The sequence below is a fragment of the Pseudomonas sp. P4_B4 genome (assembly GCF_056402255.1).
Map to the genome: position 1 here is coordinate 187,029 of NZ_JBFUHS010000006.1, position 23,319 is coordinate 210,347.

16 protein-coding genes and 2 pseudogenes are annotated in these 23,319 nt (G+C 62.1%); 11 read left to right on the forward strand and 7 right to left on the reverse strand.

What is annotated here, in order from left to right; translation table 11 throughout:
• The first annotated feature begins 32 nt into the window (after nt 1-32).
• From AC1DVE_RS09600 to AC1DVE_RS09650, 11 genes and pseudogenes are all read left to right on the forward strand, one after another.
• The gene (locus AC1DVE_RS09600; RefSeq protein WP_223532446.1) at nt 33-350 is read left to right on the forward strand and encodes a hypothetical protein; all 318 of its coding nucleotides are present in this window, start codon (nt 33-35) and stop codon (nt 348-350) included.
• On the forward strand, nt 343-1,467 hold the full coding sequence (locus AC1DVE_RS09605) for a hypothetical protein (RefSeq protein WP_477783900.1): 1,125 nt from the start codon (nt 343-345) through the stop codon (nt 1,465-1,467). The genes AC1DVE_RS09600 and AC1DVE_RS09605 overlap by 8 nt, the downstream gene beginning before the upstream one ends.
• Nucleotides 1,464-1,982 (forward strand): phage baseplate assembly protein V, encoded by a 519-nt coding sequence (locus AC1DVE_RS09610; RefSeq protein ID WP_223532450.1) that lies wholly within the window; start codon nt 1,464-1,466, stop codon nt 1,980-1,982. Before AC1DVE_RS09605 ends, AC1DVE_RS09610 begins: the two co-directional genes overlap by 4 nt.
• Before the next feature lie 69 nt (nt 1,983-2,051).
• A complete protein-coding gene (locus AC1DVE_RS09615; RefSeq protein WP_223532452.1) occupies nt 2,052-2,375 on the forward strand; it encodes a DUF4280 domain-containing protein in 324 nt (107 codons plus the stop codon).
• Between the two features lies 1 nt (nt 2,376).
• On the forward strand, nt 2,377-2,739 hold the full coding sequence (locus AC1DVE_RS09620) for a GPW/gp25 family protein (protein WP_150798274.1): 363 nt from the start codon (nt 2,377-2,379) through the stop codon (nt 2,737-2,739).
• Nucleotides 2,736-5,153, forward strand: a complete 2,418-nt coding sequence (locus AC1DVE_RS09625; protein WP_223532454.1) for a baseplate J/gp47 family protein — start codon at nt 2,736-2,738, stop codon at nt 5,151-5,153. The genes AC1DVE_RS09620 and AC1DVE_RS09625 overlap by 4 nt, the downstream gene beginning before the upstream one ends.
• Nucleotides 5,150-8,272, forward strand: a complete 3,123-nt coding sequence (locus tag AC1DVE_RS09630; protein WP_223532456.1) for a putative baseplate assembly protein — start codon at nt 5,150-5,152, stop codon at nt 8,270-8,272. The genes AC1DVE_RS09625 and AC1DVE_RS09630 overlap by 4 nt, the downstream gene beginning before the upstream one ends.
• Nucleotides 8,269-10,392: a hypothetical protein gene (locus tag AC1DVE_RS09635; protein ID WP_223532458.1), complete on the forward strand. Its 2,124-nt coding sequence runs from the start codon at nt 8,269-8,271 to the stop codon at nt 10,390-10,392. Before AC1DVE_RS09630 ends, AC1DVE_RS09635 begins: the two co-directional genes overlap by 4 nt.
• 32 nt (nt 10,393-10,424) lie before the next feature.
• Nucleotides 10,425-13,508, forward strand: a complete 3,084-nt coding sequence (locus AC1DVE_RS09640) for a DUF6519 domain-containing protein (protein WP_223532460.1) — start codon at nt 10,425-10,427, stop codon at nt 13,506-13,508.
• A gap of 128 nt (nt 13,509-13,636) precedes the next feature.
• A pseudogene (locus tag AC1DVE_RS09645) lies at nt 13,637-13,836 on the forward strand (metallophosphoesterase family protein); the annotation flags it as partial.
• A 1,918-nt stretch (nt 13,837-15,754) separates the two neighbouring features.
• Nucleotides 15,755-16,240: pseudogene (locus AC1DVE_RS09650) on the forward strand (hypothetical protein); the annotation flags it as partial.
• 31 nt (nt 16,241-16,271) lie between these two features.
• Here AC1DVE_RS09650 and AC1DVE_RS09655 read toward each other — a convergent pair.
• From AC1DVE_RS09655 to sufC, 7 genes are read right to left on the reverse strand one after another with little or no spacing between them, the layout of a single operon-like run.
• Nucleotides 16,272-16,610, reverse strand: coding sequence for a carboxymuconolactone decarboxylase family protein (locus tag AC1DVE_RS09655; protein ID WP_223453780.1), 339 nt, complete (start codon nt 16,608-16,610; stop codon nt 16,272-16,274).
• Between the two features lie 42 nt (nt 16,611-16,652).
• Nucleotides 16,653-18,641: a thioredoxin domain-containing protein gene (locus AC1DVE_RS09660; protein WP_223532462.1), complete on the reverse strand. Its 1,989-nt coding sequence runs from the start codon at nt 18,639-18,641 to the stop codon at nt 16,653-16,655.
• A 10-nt stretch (nt 18,642-18,651) separates the two neighbouring features.
• Nucleotides 18,652-19,503 (reverse strand): putative Fe-S cluster assembly protein SufT, encoded by an 852-nt coding sequence (sufT, locus tag AC1DVE_RS09665; RefSeq protein WP_223453776.1) that lies wholly within the window; start codon nt 19,501-19,503, stop codon nt 18,652-18,654.
• Between the two features lie 3 nt (nt 19,504-19,506).
• Entirely contained in the window at nt 19,507-19,965 is a 459-nt protein-coding gene (sufU, locus tag AC1DVE_RS09670; protein ID WP_223453774.1) for a Fe-S cluster assembly sulfur transfer protein SufU, read from the reverse strand.
• On the reverse strand, nt 19,962-21,236 hold the full coding sequence (locus AC1DVE_RS09675; RefSeq protein WP_223453772.1) for a cysteine desulfurase: 1,275 nt from the start codon (nt 21,234-21,236) through the stop codon (nt 19,962-19,964). Before AC1DVE_RS09675 ends, sufU begins: the two co-directional genes overlap by 4 nt.
• On the reverse strand, nt 21,233-22,552 hold the full coding sequence (gene sufD, locus AC1DVE_RS09680) for a Fe-S cluster assembly protein SufD (protein ID WP_223532464.1): 1,320 nt from the start codon (nt 22,550-22,552) through the stop codon (nt 21,233-21,235). Before sufD ends, AC1DVE_RS09675 begins: the two co-directional genes overlap by 4 nt.
• The gene (gene sufC / locus AC1DVE_RS09685; protein WP_223453769.1) at nt 22,549-23,313 is read right to left on the reverse strand and encodes a Fe-S cluster assembly ATPase SufC; all 765 of its coding nucleotides are present in this window, start codon (nt 23,311-23,313) and stop codon (nt 22,549-22,551) included. Before sufC ends, sufD begins: the two co-directional genes overlap by 4 nt.
• Between the last annotated feature and the right edge of the window lie 6 nt (nt 23,314-23,319).

The following is a 23,319-nucleotide window of genomic DNA, read 5'->3' on the forward strand; positions in this document are numbered from 1 at the left end:
GGATAGCTGAAGCACTAAAAAGGACAATCACGATGAGCGACCGTTTCCCACCCAACAGCCGTTACTACCCGACCGAAACCGCCGAGCTGGTCCAGGCCGACGGTCGACGCGTGGTCTACCTGCGGCGGCGCTTCGTCCCCGACCCGGCAAACTTTGTCACGTTGCAGATCTACACCGTGATCGAGGGCGACCGTATCGATCGCATGGCCGCTGCGGTGCTCGGCGATCCAGAACAGTTCTGGCGCTTGCCGGATGCCAATGGCAGCCTCCACCCACTGGAGCTGGAAGAGTTGGGCCGGCAAATCCGCCTGACCTTGCCCGAAGGCATGCAGGGGCCGAGCGATGCTTAAAGGCATGCATGTCTCGTTGCTGGTCGGCCCGGCGATTCCGCTGCCGGTGCCCAAGCCGCTGATCGATGCCTTGCAGAGCATCCAGGTGACGTCGGCGGCTGGCGCCCGCAGCGGCTTCCAGATCAGCTTCGCCCTGCACAACAACTCACCGCTGCACACCCTGTTGTTGCTCGCCGGCGGGCGAGTGCCCTGGTTGCGGGTGCTGATCGTGATCACCCTCAACAGCCTGCCGATGGTGTTGATGGACGGCCTAATCACCCGCCAGGAGGTCAGTGGTTCCAACGAGCCAGGGCAGAGCACGCTGACCATCACCGGTGAGGACCTGTCGGTGGCCATGGACCAGCAGGAATTCAACGGCATTCCCTATCCAGCCATGCCGGCCGAGGCTCGGGTGGCGCTGATCGTCGCCAAGTACGCGATCTTTGGCATGGTGCCGTTGGTGATCCCGCAGATTTTCAGCGATGTGCCGATCCCGGTGGAAAAGATCCCTACCCATGACGGCACCGACCTGGCCTATGTGCAGAAGCTGGCCAAGGACGCCGGCTACGTGTTCTACGTCGAGCCCGGCCCGCTGCCGGGGATGAATACCGCTTACTGGGGGCCGGAGATCAAGCTCGGGATACCGCAACCGGCGCTAAACCTGGGGATGGATGCCCACAGCAATGTCGAGGCGCTGTCGTTCAGCGTGGACAACACCAAGGCCAGCCTGCCGATCGTGTTTATCCAGAACCCGCTGACCAAGTTCCCGATTCCCTTGCCGATCCCCGACATCAGTCTGCTCAACCCGCCACTGGGCGCGCTGCCGCCCATCCCCAAATCGATCCACCTGCTGAAGGACACCGCCAAGCTGTCGCCGATGGCCGCCTTGTCCAAGGGCCTGGCGGAGGCCGCGGGCTCGGCGGATGTGGTGACCGCCACCGGTTCGGTCGACGTATTGCGCTATGGCACGGTGCTGAAGGCACGCCAACTGGTTGGCGTGCGCGGCGCGGGCACCGCCTTCGACGGTTTGTATTACGTGAAAAGCGTGACCAGCAACTTCAAGCCCGGCGAGTTCAAGCAGAGCTTCACGCTGACCCGCAACGGCTTGATCTCGACACTGCCGAGGGTACCGGTATGAACGCTGAGCAAGGCAAGTTCTACGGCAAGTTCCGCGGGGTGGTGTTGAACAATATCGACCCGATGCAGATGGCCCGCATCCAGGTCCAGGTGCCTGATGTGCTGGGGCTGGGAATCTCCAGCTGGGCCATGCCCTGCGTGCCGTTCGCCGGGAAGCAGAGCGGGATGTTTGTGGTGCCGCAGATCGGCGCCGGGGTCTGGATCGAGTTCGAGCAGGGCAACCAGGATTACCCCATCTGGGTCGGCGGTTTCTGGGGCAGTGCGGCAGAGGTGCCAACCCTTGCGTTGGCGGGGCTTCCGGTATCGCCAAGCATCGTGCTGCAAACCGGTAACCAGAACGGCCTGACGATCTCCGACCTGCCTGGGCCAACGGGCGGCATCCTGCTCAAAACCCTCACCGGGGCGATGATTTCGATCAACGAGATAGGTATCACCATCAGCAACGGCCAGGGCGCGACGATCATGCTCAATGGCCCGGCGGTGAATATCAATCAAGGCGCATTGACGGTGATTTGAAATGAACATTTCACGCAATCGCCAGCCTGGCCCACAGCCGTACCCGGTCCTGACAGGGGAGGACTGCTGATGCCCGGTTTTCTCTTGCACCTGGGTGCCACCGTGATGTGCAGCCATGGCGGGCAAGCAACGCCGACTGCGCCTTTTGCGCGGGTGCTGCTCTCTGGTCAGCCAGTGACAACCCTGGCCGCGCCCTACGTGATTGCCGGCTGCGCCATGCCGCCACCACCCTCCGGCAATGGCCCCTGCGTCACCGGCCAGTGGCTGGTCGGCGCAACCCGGGTGTTCGCCGGTGGGCTGCCGGTACTGCTGCAATCGAGCACCTCGATCTGCGTTCCCACCGGCACGCCGATGATGGTCACCGTCACCCAGCTACGGGTTTCAGGAGTCTGACATGGCCTTGGACTTTCCCTTCAGCATCGATTCGCGCGGGCGCAGCGCCGAAGTGTTCGCCGATCTGCAGGTGCGAGACATGATCGAACAGGTGCTGTTCACCGTGCCGGGCGAGCGGGTGAACCGTCCGGATTTCGGCTGCGGCTTGTTGCAGTTGGTGTTCGCGCCCAACAGCGACGCCCTCGCTGCGGCTGTGCAGATGACCGTGCAAGGTTCGCTGCAACAGTGGTTGGGGGAACTGATCGAGGTCGAGGCGGTGACCGTCGAAAACCTCGATGCGCGCCTCGGCGTGACGGTGCAGTACGTCATGCGCCGGGATCGACAGCGACAACTGGCGACCTTCAGTCGAGGGCTTGCGCCATGAAACGCCAGTTTCTGTCCGATAACCGCCATCGCCTGCAATTGCTGCGCGACCTCGCCTCGTCGAGCCTCAATGGCATCGACTACCTGGAGGTGGTCTCCGTCGATCAACGCAAGCTCAGTGTGGTGTTCGTCAACCCGGTGGTTGGCATCACCCCTGCACATTGCCGGATCGAGGGCGGGGTGCGCATTACTGGTATACACATCGAAAGCCTGAGTATCAGCGGCAATCAACTGAACATTACGGTGGACCAGTCCGGTGATTTCTCCTGGTACCGCTTCGTTTTGATCAACCCCTTGGCACCCGAAGACGCGCCGGAGGGTATCGACCCTTGCCTGTCGAGTATTCGTTTCAGTTTCAAGGCGCAGTGCCCATCCGAATTTGATTGCGCCGACGACCAACCCTGCCCGCCGCAGGTCCCGGCCGAACCGCTGCTGGATTACCTGGCCAAGGACTATGGCAGCTTTCGCCGGTTGATGCTGGACCGGATGGGGCAATTGATTCCAGGCTTTCACGAGCGCAATCCGGCAGATTTTTCTGTGGCCCTGGTGGAAATGCTGGCGCATATCGGTGATCAGCTCAGTTATTACCAGGATGCAGTCGCCACCGAAGCGTATCTGGGCACTGCCCGCCGCCGCGTCTCACTGCGCCGGCACGCGCGGTTGCTGGATTACCCGATCCACGATGGCTGCAACAGTCGGGTCTTCGTCAGCCTGAGCGTGTCGGCCCAGGCCGACGGTCGAGTGTTGCCCGCCGGTACGCCTCTGTTGACGCGTACCGCCGAGCCCGGGACGGTATTGAACGAAGCGGTGTTGCAAACATTGCCTGACGGTGCCACCCAAGTCTTCGAAACAATGCACGCATTGCCGTTGCAGTCGGCGCATAACCGCATTGAGATCCATCATTGGGGCGAGCCGGACTTCTGTCTGGTCAAAAGTACGCAGGAGGCCGCGCTGATCAACGATCCGCCGCTGAACTTGCAGGCAGGCATGTTGCTGATCTTCGAAGAAGTGCCAAGCCCCGGCACTGACCGTGCACCGGATGCCGACCGCACCCACCGGCATGTGGTGCGCTTGACCAAAGTGAAGAAGGGCCATGATCTGCTGACCGACACGCCGTTGCAGCTGATCAGCTGGCACGCCGAAGACGCGCTACCGTTCCCGTTGTGCATCAGCAAGCGTATCCAACAGTCCGCTGTCAGCGAGATAGTCAGGGTCGCTCAGGTCTGCGGCAATGTGGTACTGGCCGACCACGGGCTGACTCGCGCCGATGAGTCGCTGCTGCCGGACACTGTGCCGACTGCCGGCCAGTACCGCCCGCGCTTGCGCGAGCCCGGCATCGTCTTTGCCCAGGTCTATGAACACGACCCGACGCGCTCCGCCAGCAGCAGCTTGTATCAGGACCCCCGGCAAGCCCGTCCGGCCGGCATGCGACTGCGCGAAGACGATCCCGATCAGTTTGGCGACCAACCCAAGCCTGGTGCCAGCCATTGGTTGCCACGCCGTGATCTGCTCGGCAGTGACCGCTTCGCCCAGGAGTTCGTGGTGGAGATCGAAGCCGACGGCAGTGCACACCTGCGCTTTGGTGACAACCGCTTCGGCATGCAGCCGCAACCCCTCAGCCGGCTGTTGGCCAGCTATCGCCAAGGCGGTGGCAGCATCGGTAATGTCGGCGCCGAGAGCATCACCCAGGTGGTCTGTGAAGACCCTCTGATCAAGGACTTCATCGTATCGCTGCGCAATCCGTTGTCGGCAAGCGGCGGTGCCGAGCCGGAAAGCGCCGACGCGATCAAGCTGTTAGCTCCGCAGGCGTTCCGCACCCAGGAACGGGCCGTCACCGAGGCCGACTACGCACGCGTCGCCGAGCGTCATCCGCAAGTCCAACGGGCAGCCGCCCGGCTGCGCTGGACCGGCAGCTGGTACACCATGTTCGTCAGCCTCGACCGCAAGGGCGCACTGCCACTGGATAAGCCGTTTCGCGAACAAATGCTGCGCCACCTGGAACGCTACCGGCTGGCCGGCTATGACCTGGAACTGCGTGAGCCGATTTATGCGCCCCTGGATATTCAGCTGAACGTCTGCGTATTGCCGGGGCACTTCGCCGCGACGGTCAAGCTCGGCCTGCTCAAGCGCCTGAGCAGTGGTGCAGACGGGCTGGGACAACTCGGCTTTTTTCATCCCGATCACTTCAGTTTCGGCCAGGGCCTGGCGCTCTCTGCCCTGATGGAGGCGGCGCATTCGGTGACCGGCGTGGCCTCGCTTGGAGTCGAGGTGTTCCAGCGCTGGGGTAAAACCCCTGATAAGGAAATAGAGCAGGGCTTGATCAGTGCCGCGCCGCTGGAAGTGCTGCGTCTGGATAACGATCCGAATTTCCCCGAAAACGGCCGACTGCTGCTCAATATGCAAGGTGGCTTATGAGTAATGGCGAACAATGCGGCTGCTGCACCGGGGTCAAGGTGCTGACGCCGGTCGACGAATTGAACCCGACTGGGCAGACGACGTTGCACTATCGGGTCGGCACCCATGGACGCTTTCGCGAGAGTCAGCTGGCGCATCTGTCCCGCCAGGCGCTGCTGCGTGGGCTGAGCACACGCGATGCCGATGATCCGGCGCTGGCATTGCTCGATGCCTGGGCTGGAGTCCTCGATGTACTGGGTTTCTATCAGGAACGCCTTGTCAACGAGGGTTTCTTGCGCACTGCCACGGAGCGGCGTTCGATATTGGAGCTGGGGCGCTCCATCGGCTACGAGCTGCGCCCTGGCGTGGCGGCCTCGACCTTTCTGGCGTTTTCTCTGGAGACCGCGCCGGGTGCAACCTTGACCGCGCGGATCGACGCTGGCACCAAGAGCCAGAGCATTCCCGAGCAGGATGAACAGGCCCAGGTTTACGAAACGCTGGAGCCGTTGCAGGCGCGCGCCGCCTGGAATGCCCTGGCCCTGCAGACCCAGGAAGAGGTGCCGCCATACTGGGGCGCGCGCACCCTGTACCTGAAGGGCCAGAACACCCGCTTGCAAGCTGGCGACCCGTTGTTGATCGTCGGCGATGAACGGCAGAAAAATCCCGGCAGCGAAAATTGGGACCTGCGCCGCGTCACCCGCCTGCAACTGGTTTCTGCGCCGGAGCCCAGTGCCGATCCACTGGCTGGCTACACGGTTGTAACGCTCGACCGGCCACTGGGTGAAGCGATGCCCCACGTCGAACCGGCCAAGGCCAATCCTCGCTGTTTTGCCCTGCGGACCAAGGCGGCGCTGTTCGGCCAGGCTGCGCCGGACTGGCGCGCAATGCCACGCAGCCTGCGGGCAAGCTACCTGGGCCTGGACGTCGACGAACAGGCGAAAATCAGCCTGCACGGCGAGTGGCCTGGCTTCACCCTGGCCGACATTTCCGATCCGCCAAGCCGTCAAGCCACCGGCAGCGGCCTGTATGCCGAGTACTTCGAAGGCAAAGACTTCAACACACGCAAACTTAGCCGCACTGACGCCACCGTGGATTTCGACTGGAGCAGCGGCAGTCCCGACCCGATATTGACTGCCGATACCTTTTCGGTGCGCTGGAGCGGCTGGCTGCAAATACCTGAAAGCGGTAACTACAGCCTTTTCGTCAAAGCCGACGATGGTGTGCGGCTGTGGGTTGACGGCCAATTGCTGATCAATCACTGGGAGCTGCAAGGTGCCACTGAATACGGCGAGACACTGTACGAGCTCCAGTCCGGGCAAAAAATTGGCCTGCGCCTGGAGTACTTCGAGAACAGTGGCGCGGCCTTGATTCAATTGCGCTGGCAGGGTCCGGGCATCGACAAACAGATCATCCCCCAGAGTCGGCTCTACCCCCGGGACGTACACAGTGTGCATCTGGATGCCAGCTACCCACGGCTGGTCACAGGCAGTTGGCTGGTGCTGGCACTGCCCGATTACCAGGAGCTGTATCAGATCCTCGACAGCCGCGAAGATGCTCGCGCCGCCTTTACCCTGAGCAGCAAGACCACGCGCCTGAGCCTGCGTGGTGAACAACTGCGCGAGCTGTTCAACGAACGTCTGCGCGAGACCACGGCCTATGGCGAATCGATCGAACTGCCGTGGGCGACCCGCCCCCGGTCCGGGTTGCTCAGCGGTCATGTGCTGACGCTCGATGGTCTGCAACCGGAGCTGCCAGCGGGTCGCTGGCTGGCGGTCAGCGGCCACACCTTGGCGGACGTGGCGCAAAATGCGCCGGCGCGGCAGCGACTGTTGGCCAATGACCCGCTGGCGGCGGTGGAAATCGCCAGGGACGGGCGGACCGCCAGCCTGTCTTTCACCGATGGCGTACGCCATGAAGTACTGCTGGGTTTCGCCAGCGAAGTGCGGCGCTTGCAGCATAACGACAGCAGTGGGTCGCGTACGCGCCTGGAGCTGGACAGCGATTTGCAAAATATCTATCTGCCGCTGAGTGTGCGGATCAACGCCAATGTGGCGCCCGCCAGTCATGGCGACAGCAAGCAGATGCAGATCCAGCCGGAAATCCTCGGCAGTGGGGACGCCAGCCAGGCCTTCCAGCGCTTCGTGCTGCAGCAAAAACCGCTGACCTGCATTTCCTCACCAACACCTTCGGGCATCCAGAGCACGCTGCAAGTGCGCATCGATGGTGTGCGTTGGTCCGAGGCGCCACGTTTGGGCGACCTCGGCGCACAAGACCGTGCCTATCTGCTGCGACGGCATGACGATGGTCGGGTCACCGTGCAATTTGGTGACGGCCTGCACGGCAGCCGCCTGCCCACAGGGCAAATGAACGTGCACGCCTACTATCGCGTCGGCATCGGTGCGGCCGGCAATCTCGGCAATGGGCGCATCAGTCTGCTGCTGTCACGCCCATTGGGGGTCAAGGATGTGATCAACCCGGTACCCGCAGCGGGCGGAGTTGACCCGGAAGACCGCGACAGCGCCCGCCAGAATGCACCGCTGAGCGTAAGGACCCTGGACCGCATCGTCTCACTGCGCGATTTCGAAGACTTCGCCGCCGCGTTCGCTGGCGTCGGCAAGGCTCAGGCGGTGTGGTTGTGGGATGGCGAGCAGCGGTTGGTCCACCTCACTGTCAGCGGGGTGCAGGGCGTCAGCATCGATCCCGGATCGGCGCTCTACCGCAACCTGGCAGCGGCCATCGACACGGTGCGCCCGGCTCATCAGCCGCTCAAGCTTGCGCCCGGCGTGGTGCTGCACTTTGGTGTGGAGGCCAGGGTCCGGGTCAATCAGGACTATCAGGGCACGGCAGTCCTGAGTGCAGTGCGCGGTGCCCTGGGGCAAGCGTTCGGGTTTGCCGCGCGGTACTACGGTCAGCCCGTCAGCGGCAGCGAAATACTGGCGGTGATGCAGCGGGTACCGGGAGTAGAGCGGGTGGATCTGGACAGCCTGCGGCTCTACGACGGCGTGTCCAGTAGCAGTGTAACGGGGCCGGATGGCCGACTGCGCGCTCGCGGTGCGCGGTGGCAGAGTCAGCAGATATTGGCGGCACAACTGCTGTTGCTGGACCCGACCGCGGTCACATTGACGGAGCTTGGTTTATGAGCATTGACGCCGAATTCCTGATGGCACGGCTGCCTGCCTTCTATCGCGAACGTGATGCCGAAATGGGTGGGCCGCTGCGGGCATTGCTGGAGGTTATCGCCGAGCAGGGTGCTGTGCTGGAGGATGACATTACCCGGCTCTACGACAACTGGTTTATCGAAACCTGTGACGACTGGTTGGTGCCATATATCGGTGATCTGCTGGGTGTACGCGGCCTGTACCCGGTCAGCGGCACCCAGGCATTCGGCCTGCGCGCGTATGTGGCCAATACCCTGCGCCTGCGACGGCGCAAGGGGACGTTGCCGGTGCTCGAACAGCTGGCGTTCGACACCACCGGCTGGCGCGCGCGGGCGGTGGAATTTTTCGAGCTGCTGGGCACGACCCAATACCTGGAACACTGCCGTCCACAAAGCTTGCGCACGCCGAACCTGCGTGATGCCACGCAATTGGAACGCGTCGACGGCCCCTTCGACCGCAGCGCCCATACCGTCGAAGTGCGTTCACTCCCGGCCGGGCGCTACAACATTGCCAACGTCGGTCTCTATTTTTGGCGATTGCAGGCCTACGCACTGCAACGCGCCACCGCCCGGGCGATGACCAGCCTGGAGGGCTTCTACAGTTTCGATGCCCTTGGTCGCGACGTTGCCCAGCCGCTGCTGCGGGGCGAGGGCATGCTGTTCAACCGGCCGCGCACCGAGCAGGAAATCACTCACCTGGCGCAACCGGAAAATGTGCCAGAGCCACTGTCCCGACGCCTGCTGCACGACGAACTGACCGCCTTGCGTCAGGCGCTGACCGATGGCGAGACGCCCAACCCTGTGTACTTTCCCCTTGATCAGGAGGGGGGCGGCCCGGTGCTGCGAATCTGGCTCGACGGAGAAGAAGTAGCGCCTGAGCATCTGCTGGTGTGCAATCTGTCACCCTTGCCCGGCGTGGTGCCGCAGCAATGGCGGCGACCACCGGCCAGTGTGACGGTCAAGTCGACCAAGCTTGGCCAGCCGGACAAAACCTTTCCCGACGTTGCCAATCTGTATCTGGTGGGTTTCGACCCGGTCCTTGGGCGTATCGCCTTGCCGAGCGGCAAGACCGCGACCCGGGTGGAAGTCGCCTATTGCTATGGCTTCCCTGGGGATGTCGGCGCCGGGCCCTATGATCGACGGCCGGTGAGTCACGAAGATGAGCCGTTGCAAGGCTTGCTGGACCCAGCGGATTTCCAAGTGCAGATGCGGGTCCCGGGCGATTACGCAACCCTGGCCGATGCGCTCGCGGCGGTGATTGCCGGGGCCTCTACGCTCATCTATCTGATGGACGACGGGACCCAGGAGCTGAGCCCCAATCTCAACTTGCCGGATACCCACTTGGCCATTGAAGCCGCCAACCAGCGGCGACCGGTACTGATCGGCGACCTGCGTTTGCGCGGCAACCTCAACACCAGGCTCAGCCTGTCCGGGCTGCTGCTGGACGGTCAACTGCGCCTCGATGGCGCGCTGGGCGAGGTGAATTTGCGCCATTGCAGCCTGACGCCGAGCAAAGGCGGCATCCGCCACACCGGCACCGCCAGCCAACTCTGGCTGCGACTGACCCATTGCCTGTGCGGACCGATACGCACCAGCAAAGCCATCGCCGGGGTCGAGGGCCGCAACAGTGTGTTCGATAACGGCGATGCCTTGGCCTTTGATTTGCCGAACACGCGATTGCAACTCGATCGCTGCAGCGTCTTCGGCGCTTGCACCGCCGGGGAACTGCATGCCGGCAACAGCCTGTTTAGCGCCAAATTGAGCATCGCCCGACGCCAGGAAGGTTGTGTACGTTTCTGCTATGTCCCGCCGGGCTCGCAGACGCCACGCCGCTACCGGTGCCAGCCAGACCTGGTAGCCGGCCAGGCGAAGAGCGAACGAGTGCGGGTGACGCCCACCTTTACCTCGGCGGATTTCAGCCATCCGGCGTATGCCCAGCTGCGACTTTCAAGTGCTCAACAATTGCGTGCCGGTGCCGAGGATGGCGCGGAAATGGGCGTGTGGAATCTGCTGCAACAACCACAGCGCGAGGCCAACCTGCGTCAGGCCTTGGACGAATACCTGCGCTTCGGCCTGGAGGCCGGGGTGATCTTTGTGAACTGACTGAACGCGCATAACGGGCCAGGAATACCATTATGAAAGCCGATCTCACCCGCTCAACCGACAAGCAGGACCAGCACTACCGCACGGTACGCATGCAACAGGGGCGGGTGCAGCTGGATGCGGACTGGAACGAGCAGCAGGACATTCTCAATCGCCGGATCGAGACCGAAACCGTCGATACCATTGGCCATAGCGCAGGACCGTTGACCAACCCTGGTTTTCTACTGACCGGCAACGGCAAGTCCATCGGTATCGGCGTCGGTCATTACTACGTCGAAGGCTTGCTCTGCGAAAACGCCAGCCCGGTGACGGCGACCACCCAGCCGCACTTGCCGGGAAATGCCTCGCCGGTGCTGCTGGCCAATGCCAGCCTGTTGCCATTGCCCCCGGCGAACGCTCCGCAGCTTGCCGAGGTCAAGGTCTATGACAACAACGGAGCGCCCGTCGACCCTCCTGATGGGGTTTACATTGGCTATCTCGAAGCCTGGCTGCGGCATATTACGGCCCTGGAAGACCCGCTTATCCGTGAAGTGGCCCTTGGCGGGCCGGACAGTGCGACCCGCGACCAACTGCTGTGGCAGGTCAAGTTACTGCGTGCCGGCGAAATCGGTGCCGACCTGAACTGTCTGAGCGTGCTGCCGGCCTGGACTGCCTTAGTCACTGCCGCCAATGGCAAGCTGGCGGCCCGAGCGGAACCCAGCAATCCGCCCAAAGATCCCTGCCTGTTGGCGCCGGAAGCGGGTTACCGACGCCTTGAAAACCTGTTGTATCGCGTGGAGATCCATGACGATGGCAGCGTTTCAGCTGACCAGCGCTACAAGTGGTCGCGTGATAACGGCAGCATCGAGACCCGCGTAATACGTTGGCTAGGCGAGCCGACGGCCGACGAGTTCGAGGTTGCCAGCATCGGTCGCGATGCCTACCTTGCAATCACTGCCGGTTGCTGGTTGGAATTCTTCGACGATACCCATGAACTGCTCGGCCGGCCGGGAACACTGGTGCAGGTGCTCAAGACCGAAGGCAATCTGGTCACCCTCGATCTGGCCAGTGCCACCGGAGCGCTGGACAAGTCGCTGTACCTGAGCAATCCGCGCGTACGGCGTTGGGACGGTTGGGCGAAACTAGCCCCGGCAGCGGCCAATTTGAACAGCGGCTGGGTGGAGCTGGAGGAGGGCGTCGAGATCAAATTCATCCCCGGCAAGTACCGTGTCGGGGATTTCTGGACCATTCCCGCTCGCACCGCTACCGCTGACATCGAGTGGCCATTGGTGGCCAATAAACCCGCCTTTCAGGCACCGCAGGGCGTGTTGCGCGCCTTCACCCGGTTGGCCTTGCTCAACTGTCAGGCCGGGGTCTGGAGCACGCTAAGCGATTGCCGTCAGTTGTTTCCGGCGCTGACCGAACTGACCAATCTCTATTACGTGGGTGGCGACGGCCAGGAGGTCATGCCTAACCCTTTGGCGCCACAAAACCTGCCGTTGCCCAGCCCACTGGAAGTCGCGGTGTTCAATGGCAAGTTCCCGCTTGCCGGGGCCGAGGTCCGCTTCATTGTCAGCGGTGGCACGCTGCCCAACGGCACCGATAGCCAAGACATCACCACCGGCGCGGACGGTATCGCCAGCGTTATCTGGAGCCTGGCACCTGGCGTGCTGAACCAGACCTGCACGGCGCAATTGCTCGAAGCCGGCCAGGTCGCGGCGGGCAAGTATAACGTCCTGCACTTTTCCGCCAGCCTGTCCGTGGCAACACAGGTCGCCTATGACCCGGCGAAGTGCGCCGACATGGCCGCCCAGGGCATTCATACCGTGCAGGACGCACTCGACGCGCTCTGTCAAAAAACTCACGGCGGTGGCTGCTGCACCAGCGTCGGTGTCGGCGGCGAGTTCGAGAACCTCGACATCGCTCTTAAAACGTTGCTCGAACAGGGCAAACGCGACATTTGCCTGTGCCTGCTACCCGGCGAGCACCGCCTGGCCGACAGCATTGATCAGGTCGCACCGGATGGCACTCATCTTTTCATCTACGGCAGCGGCCCCGCCAGCCGGTTGATGCTGCGCAATCAAGAGTTCAACTGTTTCGATTTCGCCTCACTAACGTTTCTGGATTTCGACATCATCATGCAGGGCGAGAATCAGAGCCTGCGTTTCCAGGGCTGTCAGCAAGTGCGCTTGCAGCGGATGCGCCTATCGGGGCTGACGGTGCCCGGCATTAGCCTGGTGCAGATCGAAGACGCTCAGCGCATCGACCTCAGCGCCTGTCTGATCAATGCCTACGCGCTGAGTGGGGCACAGCACGCCCAGGATCTGCTTGCTGCCATACCCTTGCTCGCCCCCTTTGAGGTGGCAATAAAATCAGGCAAGGGCGAGCTGTTTGTGCCGATCCCAGGCAAGGTGGTCGACGCCTTGGCCAGGTTCAGTCCAGCTCAGCGAAAGGCGTTCGGGCAACAGGTGGATCGCCATCAGTTGGTCCTCAACACCAATGAAATCCTGGCATTGTCGACACTGCGCAGCGATATAGAGCAAGGCGCCAGTCAGCGCCGACTCGTGCTCTCGCTGGATCGCCTGCGCACTGAACTGCTGCTCAACCACACTGGCTTCGCCCTGGCCTTGGGCGACGCCGAGGCGGACACCTTGCTGGCGGATAACCAGATCAACGGCCGTGTGTCCTTGTACGGTGAGGCCAAAAGTGACGAAGCGCTGAACCTCGATCTGCTGAAAAGTCTGGGCCTGGCGTTGAGTCGGGGTCACGTCCAACTCAAGCCCGGCTATGGCGAACTACGCCTGCGCAATAACCGCCTACGCGAGTTGCGACTGGGCGATGCGATGCTCGACCGCTTGCGAGAACTTGCCGGCGCAGCCGAGGGAGGTGTGCTCGAAGGTTGCTATCGCAGCCTGCTGGCGGATGCCAATACACTGGTGGGCACCGAAAACCTGCTACTGGCGTCGAGTCTGGCCCTGAGCCAGAACCAGCTGAGTGTCTTCGGCCACATTGCGGCGTGTATCGCCTCCCAAGGCAAGTACATCGGCAACTTCACCGTCGAATCTATCCTCTTCGTGCTGGGCCACAACGCGAACCAACAGTTCGCCAATGCCGGGCTAATTTTCAGCGAGATGTAGCGGGGCACAGAAACAGGAGGGGGGTTGCGACCATTTAAATCGGCACACTGCATTTGCTGTCGGTGGCAACCGGTAGAAAATATGGTTGAGCAATTCTACGTAGCTGTCGCAACCCTTCAGGAGATTGCATGAAAGTTGGCGTGATTTCCGATACTCACGGCTTGCTCCGCCCCGAAGCCCTTGCCGCCCTGATAGCGCAGAGGTTCTTGATCAACTGGCCTCTATCGCTCCTTTGCAGGTCGTACGCGGGAACAATGATCAAGACGCGCCCTGGGCAAACAATCTCCCTGACCTGCTGCGTTTTGACCTCCACGGATGGCAGACCCTCGCTGAGCAGCTGCGACTCGAAGAGGAAGGCTTCCCCGGTGTCCTGGAGAAAGGTCATGCCGCGGTGCGCTTCGTCAACCCGACCACCGGCGGCGACATCATGTCCACCATCCGCGCCGAGTTTCATCGCTTGCGTGCCGGCGCGGTGTCGGCCGAGCGGCGGGAAGTGGGCTCGCGGGTTTTCCAGGTGTTCGAGGGCAGGGGACAGGTCGTACTGGACGGCGTCAGCCGAACCCTGGAGAAAGCTGACCTCTTTGTCATTCCATCCTGGATCAGTTGGGCATTGCACGCCGAAAGCCAGTTCGACCTGTTCAGCTTCTCCGATGCACCGATCATGGAGCGGTTGAGTTTCGACCGCGCGATGGTCAACGGACAATTGGTCAGAGCGGACTTCGCCACGGTCGAGTACGATTGATGTCCGTATAAACTTAACTCAACTAAATAGACGTTTAGTTGAGCTAGCTAATGACTCCACGTAGAGGTCGTTACGCTGCCATTGTCGGTAGACCACTTCAAGAGCACATATCTCTCGTCAGAGACGCGGCGACAGAGCGCTCTGATGTGATCCAACATAAACTTGCGGGGTGCCAAAAACGGGAAGTCACTGCTGACAGGGCAGCGCGAGTGATAATAAGTGTAAACATTCCAACCGGCAAACCCCGGAGTTCGAACAGCATTACGGAGCTTTGAAATCCCAGGCGCGCTAAGCAAATCAAGGATAACACGCAGGTTCAGTATTACTCTGTAAACTTGTTTTTTGACTTGTTCACTACGGTGGTTAACAAGTCAAATTTGTGGTTAACGACGGTACCGGACTAGCATTTTACTGAGCTTTTCATCCAGCCAGATTCTGGCGAGCTTCCAGGGTATTTGGTGGCTGGAAAGCTCAACAGCCTTCAAGCGCAAGGTGTGCACCGCCAAACCTTCAGCATCAGCAAGTAAATCAACCGGCGTTTGTCTTTTCCACATGTGGCAGCCCTTGAAATCTGCGCACCAACTCCACGCTGAACGCTGCAGATTTCACACAGCGACGTGTTTGCAGGTGGAGCTGTGACGTAAGTAATGCCGTAAACGAACAAGCTTTCCCCAAAAAGACTCCTTAAATCAAATGAATAGGCAATTTCGCATGCGGTGTGCGATCACGCCAATCTGAGGCAACGTTTTTGGATTAGCTGTGCATGACGTAAAATCAAGCATTACGGCGACGGCAAAGGCCGCGCCAGAGCCTGTAGCGCGAAGATGTTTACCGGTCAGGTGATCCATGAGTAAAACCGTGAACGTGAGGCGAAAGGCTCGATTCACACGATTACTTCCCGTTTTTTCACACATTTACTTCTGAGAACTGTCGTACAGAGGGTCCGAGCGCTCCTAAGGCATTTTTTAGTGTTCTCGACAACGACAGTCGGGGGTAATCTGGCAATGTCGTATTACGTGTAATGTATATTATGTTAAATCATGTGCTATGATTGATCGAACTCAATTTCTTGTGACCGTTACTTAAAAATGATAAGGGTGGCAGGAAAAAATGATACCGAGAGATCAATAGCTTAGATGGCTGCTTTGATTACCCCCTTCGCTTGATTACTTAAATGGGATAATCACGACTTGCTGCAGCGCAGGATTACTTGGAACTGTTCAACGCGTTCTATCGGAGTTTATTCAACGAAGCACCTAGTGCGCGTTCAGCCTCCCAGAGCCTAGGCTATAAGCCAATACTGTTTCGCTAAAGTGTTTTGGAGGGGCGCCTACCGCCTGCTTGATCTTGCTTCGTCGAGATTGGTCAGGTCTTTTGCATCCGCGAGAGACCCCGTGAAGTTTGAAAGCAAGGATGATGAGATCCTACGATCGATGGTTCCGGTTTGCCTCTCCAATGTAATATCCGATAACTGTCAGACCCGGATATTGCATAAAAAACGTGGGTTGGCAAAGGCAACAAAGCGGCGAAAATCAGTGTGCGGAACGAATATATCCATGAGTATCTCGTGCGTTATCGCCGATCCCTGAAGCTCTCCCCCCTACCCTCACCACAAGAAAAAACGCCGTTGATTGCGACGCTTAAAGGACGCGGTGGACTGTCGGATCGATACGTAAGATCGCTTCTTCAAATGGTGTTTGATAAGGCACTGCAACGTATGCAAAGTGAAGGTTGGAGTGAAGATGAAGTCGACCAGCTTCGGTCTGCGTCCCTGCACTGGCTTCGCCATACGGCTGCCACGTTTGACGCGCCGCTTCGTGACATGAAAGACCTACATGCGGATTCCACGCCATCCGGCCACTCAGTCCACCAACATCCGGCCACCCGTTCCACGCTCATCCGGCCAGGCAGTCGGAGCGCAGCGACGCAGGTTTGCAGGAATCATCATCATTCGAACAGAGGCTTATGTTACGAATATGTCGCACGTTAGATGATTCACCCTATCGTCCGCCAGTCTAGTATTACTCTTGGACAGACTTGCTTCCTCTCCCAATCACATCGTCCGCCCAGCTAATGGCCGCAACAACGGTCGGGAAACCGATCGTGCTCGTCAGTGAGAGCAACGTGTGATGGATCTGCTCTGTCGTGGCGCCCGCTTCCAGTGCCCGTCTGGTATGACTGTGCACTGCGCCCTCAGAGCGGATGGTCGCCGCGGCACTGAGCTGGATCAGCTGGACGACTTTCTCGTCCAGCGGGCCGGCGTGACGCACAGCTGCACCCAAGGCCTCCACAGCGCCAAAGTAATCAGGGTACTGCTGTTTGAGACGTTGGTACGTGTTGTGGTCTCTCTTGCTTTCCATCTTTGTCTCCTCGCGTTAGAGGTGCGATTCAGTTCCCGCCCTTCACTTCAGACAACGCTCTACGAGCTCCGCGGCGCTGGTCACAGGGGTTTCGCAGGTGCGATTTCGGCACACATAGGCGCTGGTTTGCCCCGCGAACGTCTGCCGGCCCACGCCGATGGGAACATCCTCGGCAAAGGCAAGGACGCGTGCCGGCAGGTAGCGGCGCTGCAGGCTCGCCACCAAGGCACTGGCAGCGGAACGTTCGCCAGCGATGACAATGCTGATTGGGCCTCGCTGTACGAAGTCCTGCGCCGCCAGGAGATGGGCGAAGCCTAAGGGATTCTGCGCGGCTGCGGCGCGGTACATCGTGAACACCTGCTCGGCACGCTCGCGGTAAAGCTCGCGGCCGGTTAGTTCAAAGAGTCGCAAGAAAGCGAACACGCTGGTCGAGGTGCCCGACGGCCAGGCATTGTCATGCGGTGCGCGTGGCCTGTGCACCAGCGGCTCGCCATCGCTGGGCGTGAAGTAGAGTCCGTCCTCCCAGAACTTATCGAGGATTCGCTCGACCAGCTGCGTGGCGCGTTCGAGATAACGCTGATCGAAGTCGCATTCGTAGAGATCGATCAAGGCGTTGGCGAGGAAGGCGTAGTCATCGAGGAAGCCTGGAACCTTGGCCATGCCCTCCCGCCAAGCCCGGTACAGGCCACCTTCGGGAGTCGAGAGTCGGTCCAGAATGAAATCGGCGGCGCGCCTCGCGGCGTCCAGGTGGGTTGTGGTTCCGGTCGCCTGGTAGGCGGCGCAGAGGCCCTGGATCATTAACGCGTTCCAGCTGGTGAGGATGTTCTCGTCGCGCCCCGGACGAATGCGTTGGGCACGCGCCACCAACAGCTTGCCGCGCAGGCCCGCCAGTTGCACTTCCTGCGCCGCGTCCAGTGTGGCTGCGCGATGCAGCACGGTGGTGCCATGCTCGAAATTGCCGGTGGCGATCACGCCGTAGGCCCGACAGGCCAGCGCGGCGTCCGGGTCGCCGAGGACGGCCTGCACCTGCGCGGGTGTCCAGACATAGTATTTGCCTTCTTCACCCTCGCTGTCAGCGTCCTCACTGGCGTAGAAACCACCCTCAGGGTGTGTCATGTCACGCAGGGTGTAGTCGATCGTCTCCTCGAACACGCGCCGCCAGGCAGGTTTGCCGGTCGCGCGATAGGCGTCGGCATAGAGCTTCACGAGCTGGCCGTTGTCGTAGAGCATCTTTTCGAAATGGGGCACGGCCCAGCGCTCATCCACACAATAGCGAGCAAAGCCGCCGCCCAGGTGATCGTAGAGCCCACCGGCGGCCATGCGATCGAGGGTCAGCTCCAGGGAGCGCAGCAAGTCCGGCTCGTGTAGACGCTGAAAGAGACGCAGGACGAGATCATGGCAGGCCGGGTTGGGAAACTTTGGTGCGTTGCCCAGGCCGCCGTGCACAGGGTCGGTGCTCTTGGCAAACAGCCGAGCAGCGGCGGCCGGCTGGTCTTGCTCCAGCGGCGTGTCGCCCTCCAGCATTAACGTCTCCAGGGTGCGGTAACCCTGGAGGAACTGTTCGACATTCTGCCGTAGCGCCGCGCGGTTGTTTTGCCAGGCTTCGCTCAGACCGCGCAGGAGCTGAGTGAATCCAGGCCGGCCATAGCCCTCCCGCGGCGGGAAGTAGGTGCCGCCGAAGAACGGCTCGCGCTGCGGCGTGAGGAACACCGTCAACGGCCAGCCGCCGCCCTGCCCCAGCATCTGCACGACTGTTTGATAAATGTCGTCGAGGTCAGGCCGCTCCTGGCGGTCAACTTTGATGTTGATGAAGCGCTCGTTCATCAGGCTCGCGATCTCCGGGTTCTCGAACGACTCGTGGGCCATCACGTGACACCAGTGGCAGGCGGCGTAACCCAGCGACAGGTGGATGGGCTTGTCCTCGTCGCGCGCGCGGCGGAACGCCTCCTCGCCCCAGGGATACCAATCGACGGGGTTCTCTGCGTGCTGCCGCAGATAGGGGGAGGTTTCTTTGGCGAGTCGATTGCTCATGGCTGGCTCCTCACATCAAACCGAGTTGCAGGAGGGCCGCCTCGGACATGCGGCTTTGATCCCAGGGCGGCTCCCAGACGATCTCGACTTCGACCTCTGTGACGCCGGGAATCGTCTGCACCTTGGCGCGCGCATCCTCTTTCAGCACTTCGCCCATCCCACAACCGGGCGCGGTCATGGACATCTTGATCTCGATCCGCTGGCCGCCGCCTTCGAGCGGCTGCGCCTGGCATTGGTAGATCAACCCGAGATCGACCACGTTGACCGGAATCTCCGGGTCGTAGACGGTCCTTAGCCTGTCGAGCACCTGCTGGATGTCGAAGGCGCCGCTGGCCGCCGGCTGGCCGCTCGCCTGGGGCAGCCCTCCCTGGCGAGCATCCAGCCCCAAGGCATCGGCGTCAGCGGCGGCGATCCGTGCCAGCCGGCCCCTGGCGATCTGAACCGTGAAGCTGCCACCGAGCGCCTGGGTCACCACCACGCGCTCGCCGCGCCTCAGCTGCAGCCGCTCCCCGCCCGGAATCAGGGTCGCCGCGCAGTCCCGCGTGAGCTCGATCGGCTGGGGACGGCCCGGCTGGTTCGGGTTGTCGAACTGAAAACCAGTGCCGTTGAGTTCATACGCGAAGTCGATGAACAGGCCATCGGCTCGCCCTGCGCTGACGGGATCGAGCAACAGCGTGATGCCGTAGTCGGTTTCGACGACGACATCGCCCTCGACACCGGGCTCGAAGAGCAACTCATGGGCGAAGCGCTCGTCGATCCTGAGTCGCACCGAGTCCGCGCGCCCATCCGCCAGGGCGGCGCCGAGGATCTGCTGCGCCGAATCGCTGAGGCGGATGTTGGGGATGGCTGGATCGGCAGTCATGGCTTACTCCGTCGAGACCTGTGAGCCGCCGCCTTCGAGGGCGCTGCGCAGCGTATGCCAGGCCAGGGTGGCGCACTTGACCCGCACCGGGAACTCCCATACTCCCGAAAGCACCGCGAGTTTGCCGAGCTCCGTGGGCGTCACCTTGGCGTTCGGCCCTTCGGTGAGCAGCGTATGCACACGGACAAAGAGTGCCAGCGCCTCCTCCGGTTTCTTCCCCTTGACCGCCAGGGTCATCAAGGATGCCGAAGCCTGGGAGATGGCGCAGCCGGCCCCCTGGAAGGCGATGTCCTCGATCACCCCGTCCGCAAGCTTGATATAAATCCTCAGCTGATCGCCGCACAGCGGATTGAAGCCTTCCGCCGTAGAGGTAGCGTCCAGGAGCTCGCGGAAATTGCGCGGCCGTTTGCCGTGGTCGATGACTACTTCCTGATAGAGGTCGCGCAGTTCATCGCCGCTCATCGGAACACCTCCTGGACCTTGGCCAGACCTGCCACCAGCGCATCGATATCAAGCTCGGTGCTGTAGCAGCCGAGCGAGGCGCGGGCGGTGGCGGCGACACCGAAGCGGTTCATCAAGGGCTGTGCGCAGTGGTGCCCGGTGCGAATCGCGATCCCCTCACGGTCGAGGATGGTACCGATATCGTGGGGATGGATGCCGTCGAGAACGAACGAGAGGACGCCGACTTTGTCCTTCGCTGTGCCGATCAGTCTGAGCCCGGGCACCGCCGCCAGCGCCTGCTGCGCGTAGGCCAGCACGCTCTGCTCGTGGGCGGCGATGGCCTTTGGTCCCAGCTCGCGGAGGAAGTCGATCGCCGCGCCGAGACCGATCGCGCCGGCCATGTTCGGCGTCCCCGCCTCGAACCTGTACGGCGGTTTATTGTAGACGGTCTTCTCGAAGGTGACCGAGAGGATCATGTCGCCGCCGCCCTGGTAGGGAGGCATGGCTTCGAGTAGATCGCGGCGGCCATAGAGCACGCCTATACCGGTGGGACCGTACATCTTGTGGCCCGACAGGGCATAGAAGTCACAGCCCAGCGCGCGCACATCGATCTGCAGGTGCGGGGCCGCCTGGGCGCCGTCGACTAGCACACACGCGCCCCGGGCGTGGGCGAGTTCGACGATGCGTTGGATCGGATTGACGGTGCCAAGCACATTCGAGACATGGGCGACGGCCACCAGCCGGGTCCTGGGCCCGATCAGCCGTTCCAGCTCATCGAGCAGGAGTTCGCCGGTGTCGTCGATGGGCGCTACCCGCAGCCGGGCGCCGGTCTGCTCGCAGAGCATCTGCCAGGGCACGATGTTCGAGTGGTGTTCCATGGCGCTGATCAGCACCTCGTCGCCCGCGCGGAGCTGAGCCTTGCCATAGGTTTGCGCCACCAGATTGACCGCTTCGGTCGTGCCGCGGACGAAGACGATCTCCTCGACGTGCTCGGCATTGAGGAAGCCCTGGACCTTGGCCCGCGCCTTCTCGTACTCCTCGGTGGCGCGCACCGAGAGGTAGTGCACGCCACGGTGCACGTTGGCGTTCTCCTTCAAGAAGAAGCGCGACATGGCATCGATGACCGCCTGCGGCTTCTGGCTCGTCGCGGCGCTGTCGAGGTAAATCAGCGGCTTGCCGTAGATCGTGTCTGCGAGGATCGGGAACGCCCGGCGCACGCGCTCGACGTCGTAGCCTGCCGCGCGGTCGAGCTGTTTCGGTAGTGCCTGGAGGCTGCTTTCGAGGTCGCTCATGCTGCCACCTCCAGGCCGCGCAGCTGCGCGGCGACCAGTAGCTCGAGTTGCGCTCGCAACGGCGCCAGGCTGATCAGCTCCAGCATCTCGCTGACGAATGCGTAGGTCAGCAGAGACCGCGCCGCCGCTTGGGGAATCCCCCGCGAGCGCAGGTAAAAAATCGCCTGTTCATCCAGCTGGCCGACGGCGGCGCCGTGGGCGCACTTGACGTCATCGGCGAAGATCTCCAGCCGTGGCTGGGTGTTTACCTGGGCCAACGCCGACAACAAAAGAATCTTGTTGGTCTGGCTGGCATCCGTCTTCATCGCACCCGGGCGCACTATGATCCGCCCGTCGAAGACCCCATGCCCATGCCCGTCGATCACGCCCTTATAGAGTTCGCGGCTGGTGCAGCGCGGCGCCAGATGCTCGATGGTCGTCTGGTTGTCCAGGTGCTGCTCGCCCCGGGGCAGGTACAGACCGTTCAGGGCGACCTCCGCGCCGGGGCCCTCGAGCACGATCCGCACCTCCTGCCGTGCCAGCGCCGCGCCGAGTGCCGAGGAGTGCGCGGCAAAGCGGCTGCCCTGGGCCTGGCGCACACTGAGCAGCGCGACATGGAACGCCGCCGTGCTCTCGTTCTGCACCTTGTAATGATCGAGTGTCGCGCCGGCCTCGAGCACGACCTCGGTGACGCAATTGCTGAGGTAGACCTCTCCCCCGCTGCCGACGTGGCTTTCCACTAAGGTCGCGCGGCTCCCTGCCCCCATCAGCACCAAGGCGCGCGGCTGCACCACCAGCGGCGTGGCGCCCGGGTCCGAGAGAAATACCAGGTGGATCGGTTCTTCGACCGTGGTGTGGGCGGGTATCTGTACCAAGGCCCCGTCCTCGGCGAGGGCCGCATTGAGCGCCGTGAAGGCCTGCGGCTGCGCACGGAACGCATGCGCGAACAGGGCTTCGAGCGCCCAGCTGTCGGCACGTAGTAGCGTCGCGAGTTTGGTCACCTGGGTGTCTGGGGGTAGCCCCTCGAGCACCGAGAGCTCAGCGGCGAAATAGCCATTGACGAAGACCAGCCGCGGGCCACCGTAGTCGCCAGCGAGCCGCTCGACGCTGGCGGCGGACAGGCGCCGGTTCATGGCCGGCTCGGCCGGCTGGAAAGGGATCGCCAGGATGGGCGCGACGCGCGTGTACTTCCACGCCTCGTCCTTTGCCGTGGGAAAGCCGTGTTCGGTTACCCACTGGAACGCCGCGCGGCGCAGTTCCTGCAGCCAGACGGGATGCCGGCCGTTGGCCATGGACTCTAGCCGGGCCAGGAACGTTGTGCTCTGCGCCGTATTCATGGCCTGACTCCGGGCACTGCCGACTCCTGCTCGAAGCTCGCATAGCCGTGCTTCTCGAGCTCGACGGCCAGGTCCTTGTCGCCGGACTGCACGATCCGGCCGTTGGCCATGACGTGGACGCGATCCGGGACTATGTAGTCGAGCAGTCGCTGATAGTGCGTGATGACCAGCAGCGCGCGATCCTTGCGCCGCAGCGCGTTGACGCCCGCCGCGACTATCCGCAGCGCGTCGATGTCGAGGCCCGAGTCGGTCTCGTCGAGGATCGCCAGCTTGGGTTCCAGAATCGCCATCTGGAAGATCTCGTTGCGCTTCTTCTCGCCGCCGGAGAAGTCCACGTTGACGGAGCGGTTCATGAAGCTCTGGTCCATCTCGACCAGCGCCATGCGCTCCTTGGCGAGCGCGAGGAAATCCAGCGCGTCGAGCTCCTCGAGCCCGCGCTGCTTGCGCACGGCGTTGAGGGCCGTGCGCAGAAAATAAAGGTTACCGACGCCGGGGATCTCCACCGGGTACTGGAACGCGAGGAAGATGCCGGCGACCGCGCGTGCTTCCGCCGGCATCGCGAGCAGATCCTGGCCCTCGTAGAGCACCTCGCCGCTGACCTCGTAGGTCTCGTGGCCCGCCAGCACCTGGGCCAGCGTGCTTTTGCCGGAGCCGTTCGGCCCCATGATCGCGTGCACCTCGCCGGCGTCGACCCGCAGCGTGATGCCCCGCAGAATTTCGCGGCCCTCGACGCTGGCATGCAGATTATTGATCTCGAGCATGCTCCA

Coding starts and splice junctions, on each gene's coding strand:
- sufC (WP_223453769.1), bottom strand. CDS start 23,313: ATGCTCGAGATCAATAATCTGCATGCCAGCGTCGAGGGCCGCGAAATT.
- AC1DVE_RS09630 (WP_223532456.1), top strand. CDS start 5,150: ATGAGTAATGGCGAACAATGCGGCTGCTGCACCGGGGTCAAGGTGCTG.
- AC1DVE_RS09675 (WP_223453772.1), bottom strand. CDS start 21,236: ATGAGCGACCTCGAAAGCAGCCTCCAGGCACTACCGAAACAGCTCGAC.
- sufT (WP_223453776.1), bottom strand. CDS start 19,503: ATGACTGCCGATCCAGCCATCCCCAACATCCGCCTCAGCGATTCGGCG.
- AC1DVE_RS09600 (WP_223532446.1), top strand. CDS start 33: ATGAGCGACCGTTTCCCACCCAACAGCCGTTACTACCCGACCGAAACC.
- AC1DVE_RS09655 (WP_223453780.1), bottom strand. CDS start 16,610: ATGGAAAGCAAGAGAGACCACAACACGTACCAACGTCTCAAACAGCAG.
- AC1DVE_RS09610 (WP_223532450.1), top strand. CDS start 1,464: ATGAACGCTGAGCAAGGCAAGTTCTACGGCAAGTTCCGCGGGGTGGTG.
- AC1DVE_RS09660 (WP_223532462.1), bottom strand. CDS start 18,641: ATGAGCAATCGACTCGCCAAAGAAACCTCCCCCTATCTGCGGCAGCAC.
- AC1DVE_RS09615 (WP_223532452.1), top strand. CDS start 2,052: ATGCCCGGTTTTCTCTTGCACCTGGGTGCCACCGTGATGTGCAGCCAT.
- AC1DVE_RS09620 (WP_150798274.1), top strand. CDS start 2,377: ATGGCCTTGGACTTTCCCTTCAGCATCGATTCGCGCGGGCGCAGCGCC.
- AC1DVE_RS09625 (WP_223532454.1), top strand. CDS start 2,736: ATGAAACGCCAGTTTCTGTCCGATAACCGCCATCGCCTGCAATTGCTG.
- AC1DVE_RS09605 (WP_477783900.1), top strand. CDS start 343: ATGCTTAAAGGCATGCATGTCTCGTTGCTGGTCGGCCCGGCGATTCCG.
- sufU (WP_223453774.1), bottom strand. CDS start 19,965: ATGAGCGGCGATGAACTGCGCGACCTCTATCAGGAAGTAGTCATCGAC.
- AC1DVE_RS09640 (WP_223532460.1), top strand. CDS start 10,425: ATGAAAGCCGATCTCACCCGCTCAACCGACAAGCAGGACCAGCACTAC.
- AC1DVE_RS09635 (WP_223532458.1), top strand. CDS start 8,269: ATGAGCATTGACGCCGAATTCCTGATGGCACGGCTGCCTGCCTTCTAT.
- sufD (WP_223532464.1), bottom strand. CDS start 22,552: ATGAATACGGCGCAGAGCACAACGTTCCTGGCCCGGCTAGAGTCCATG.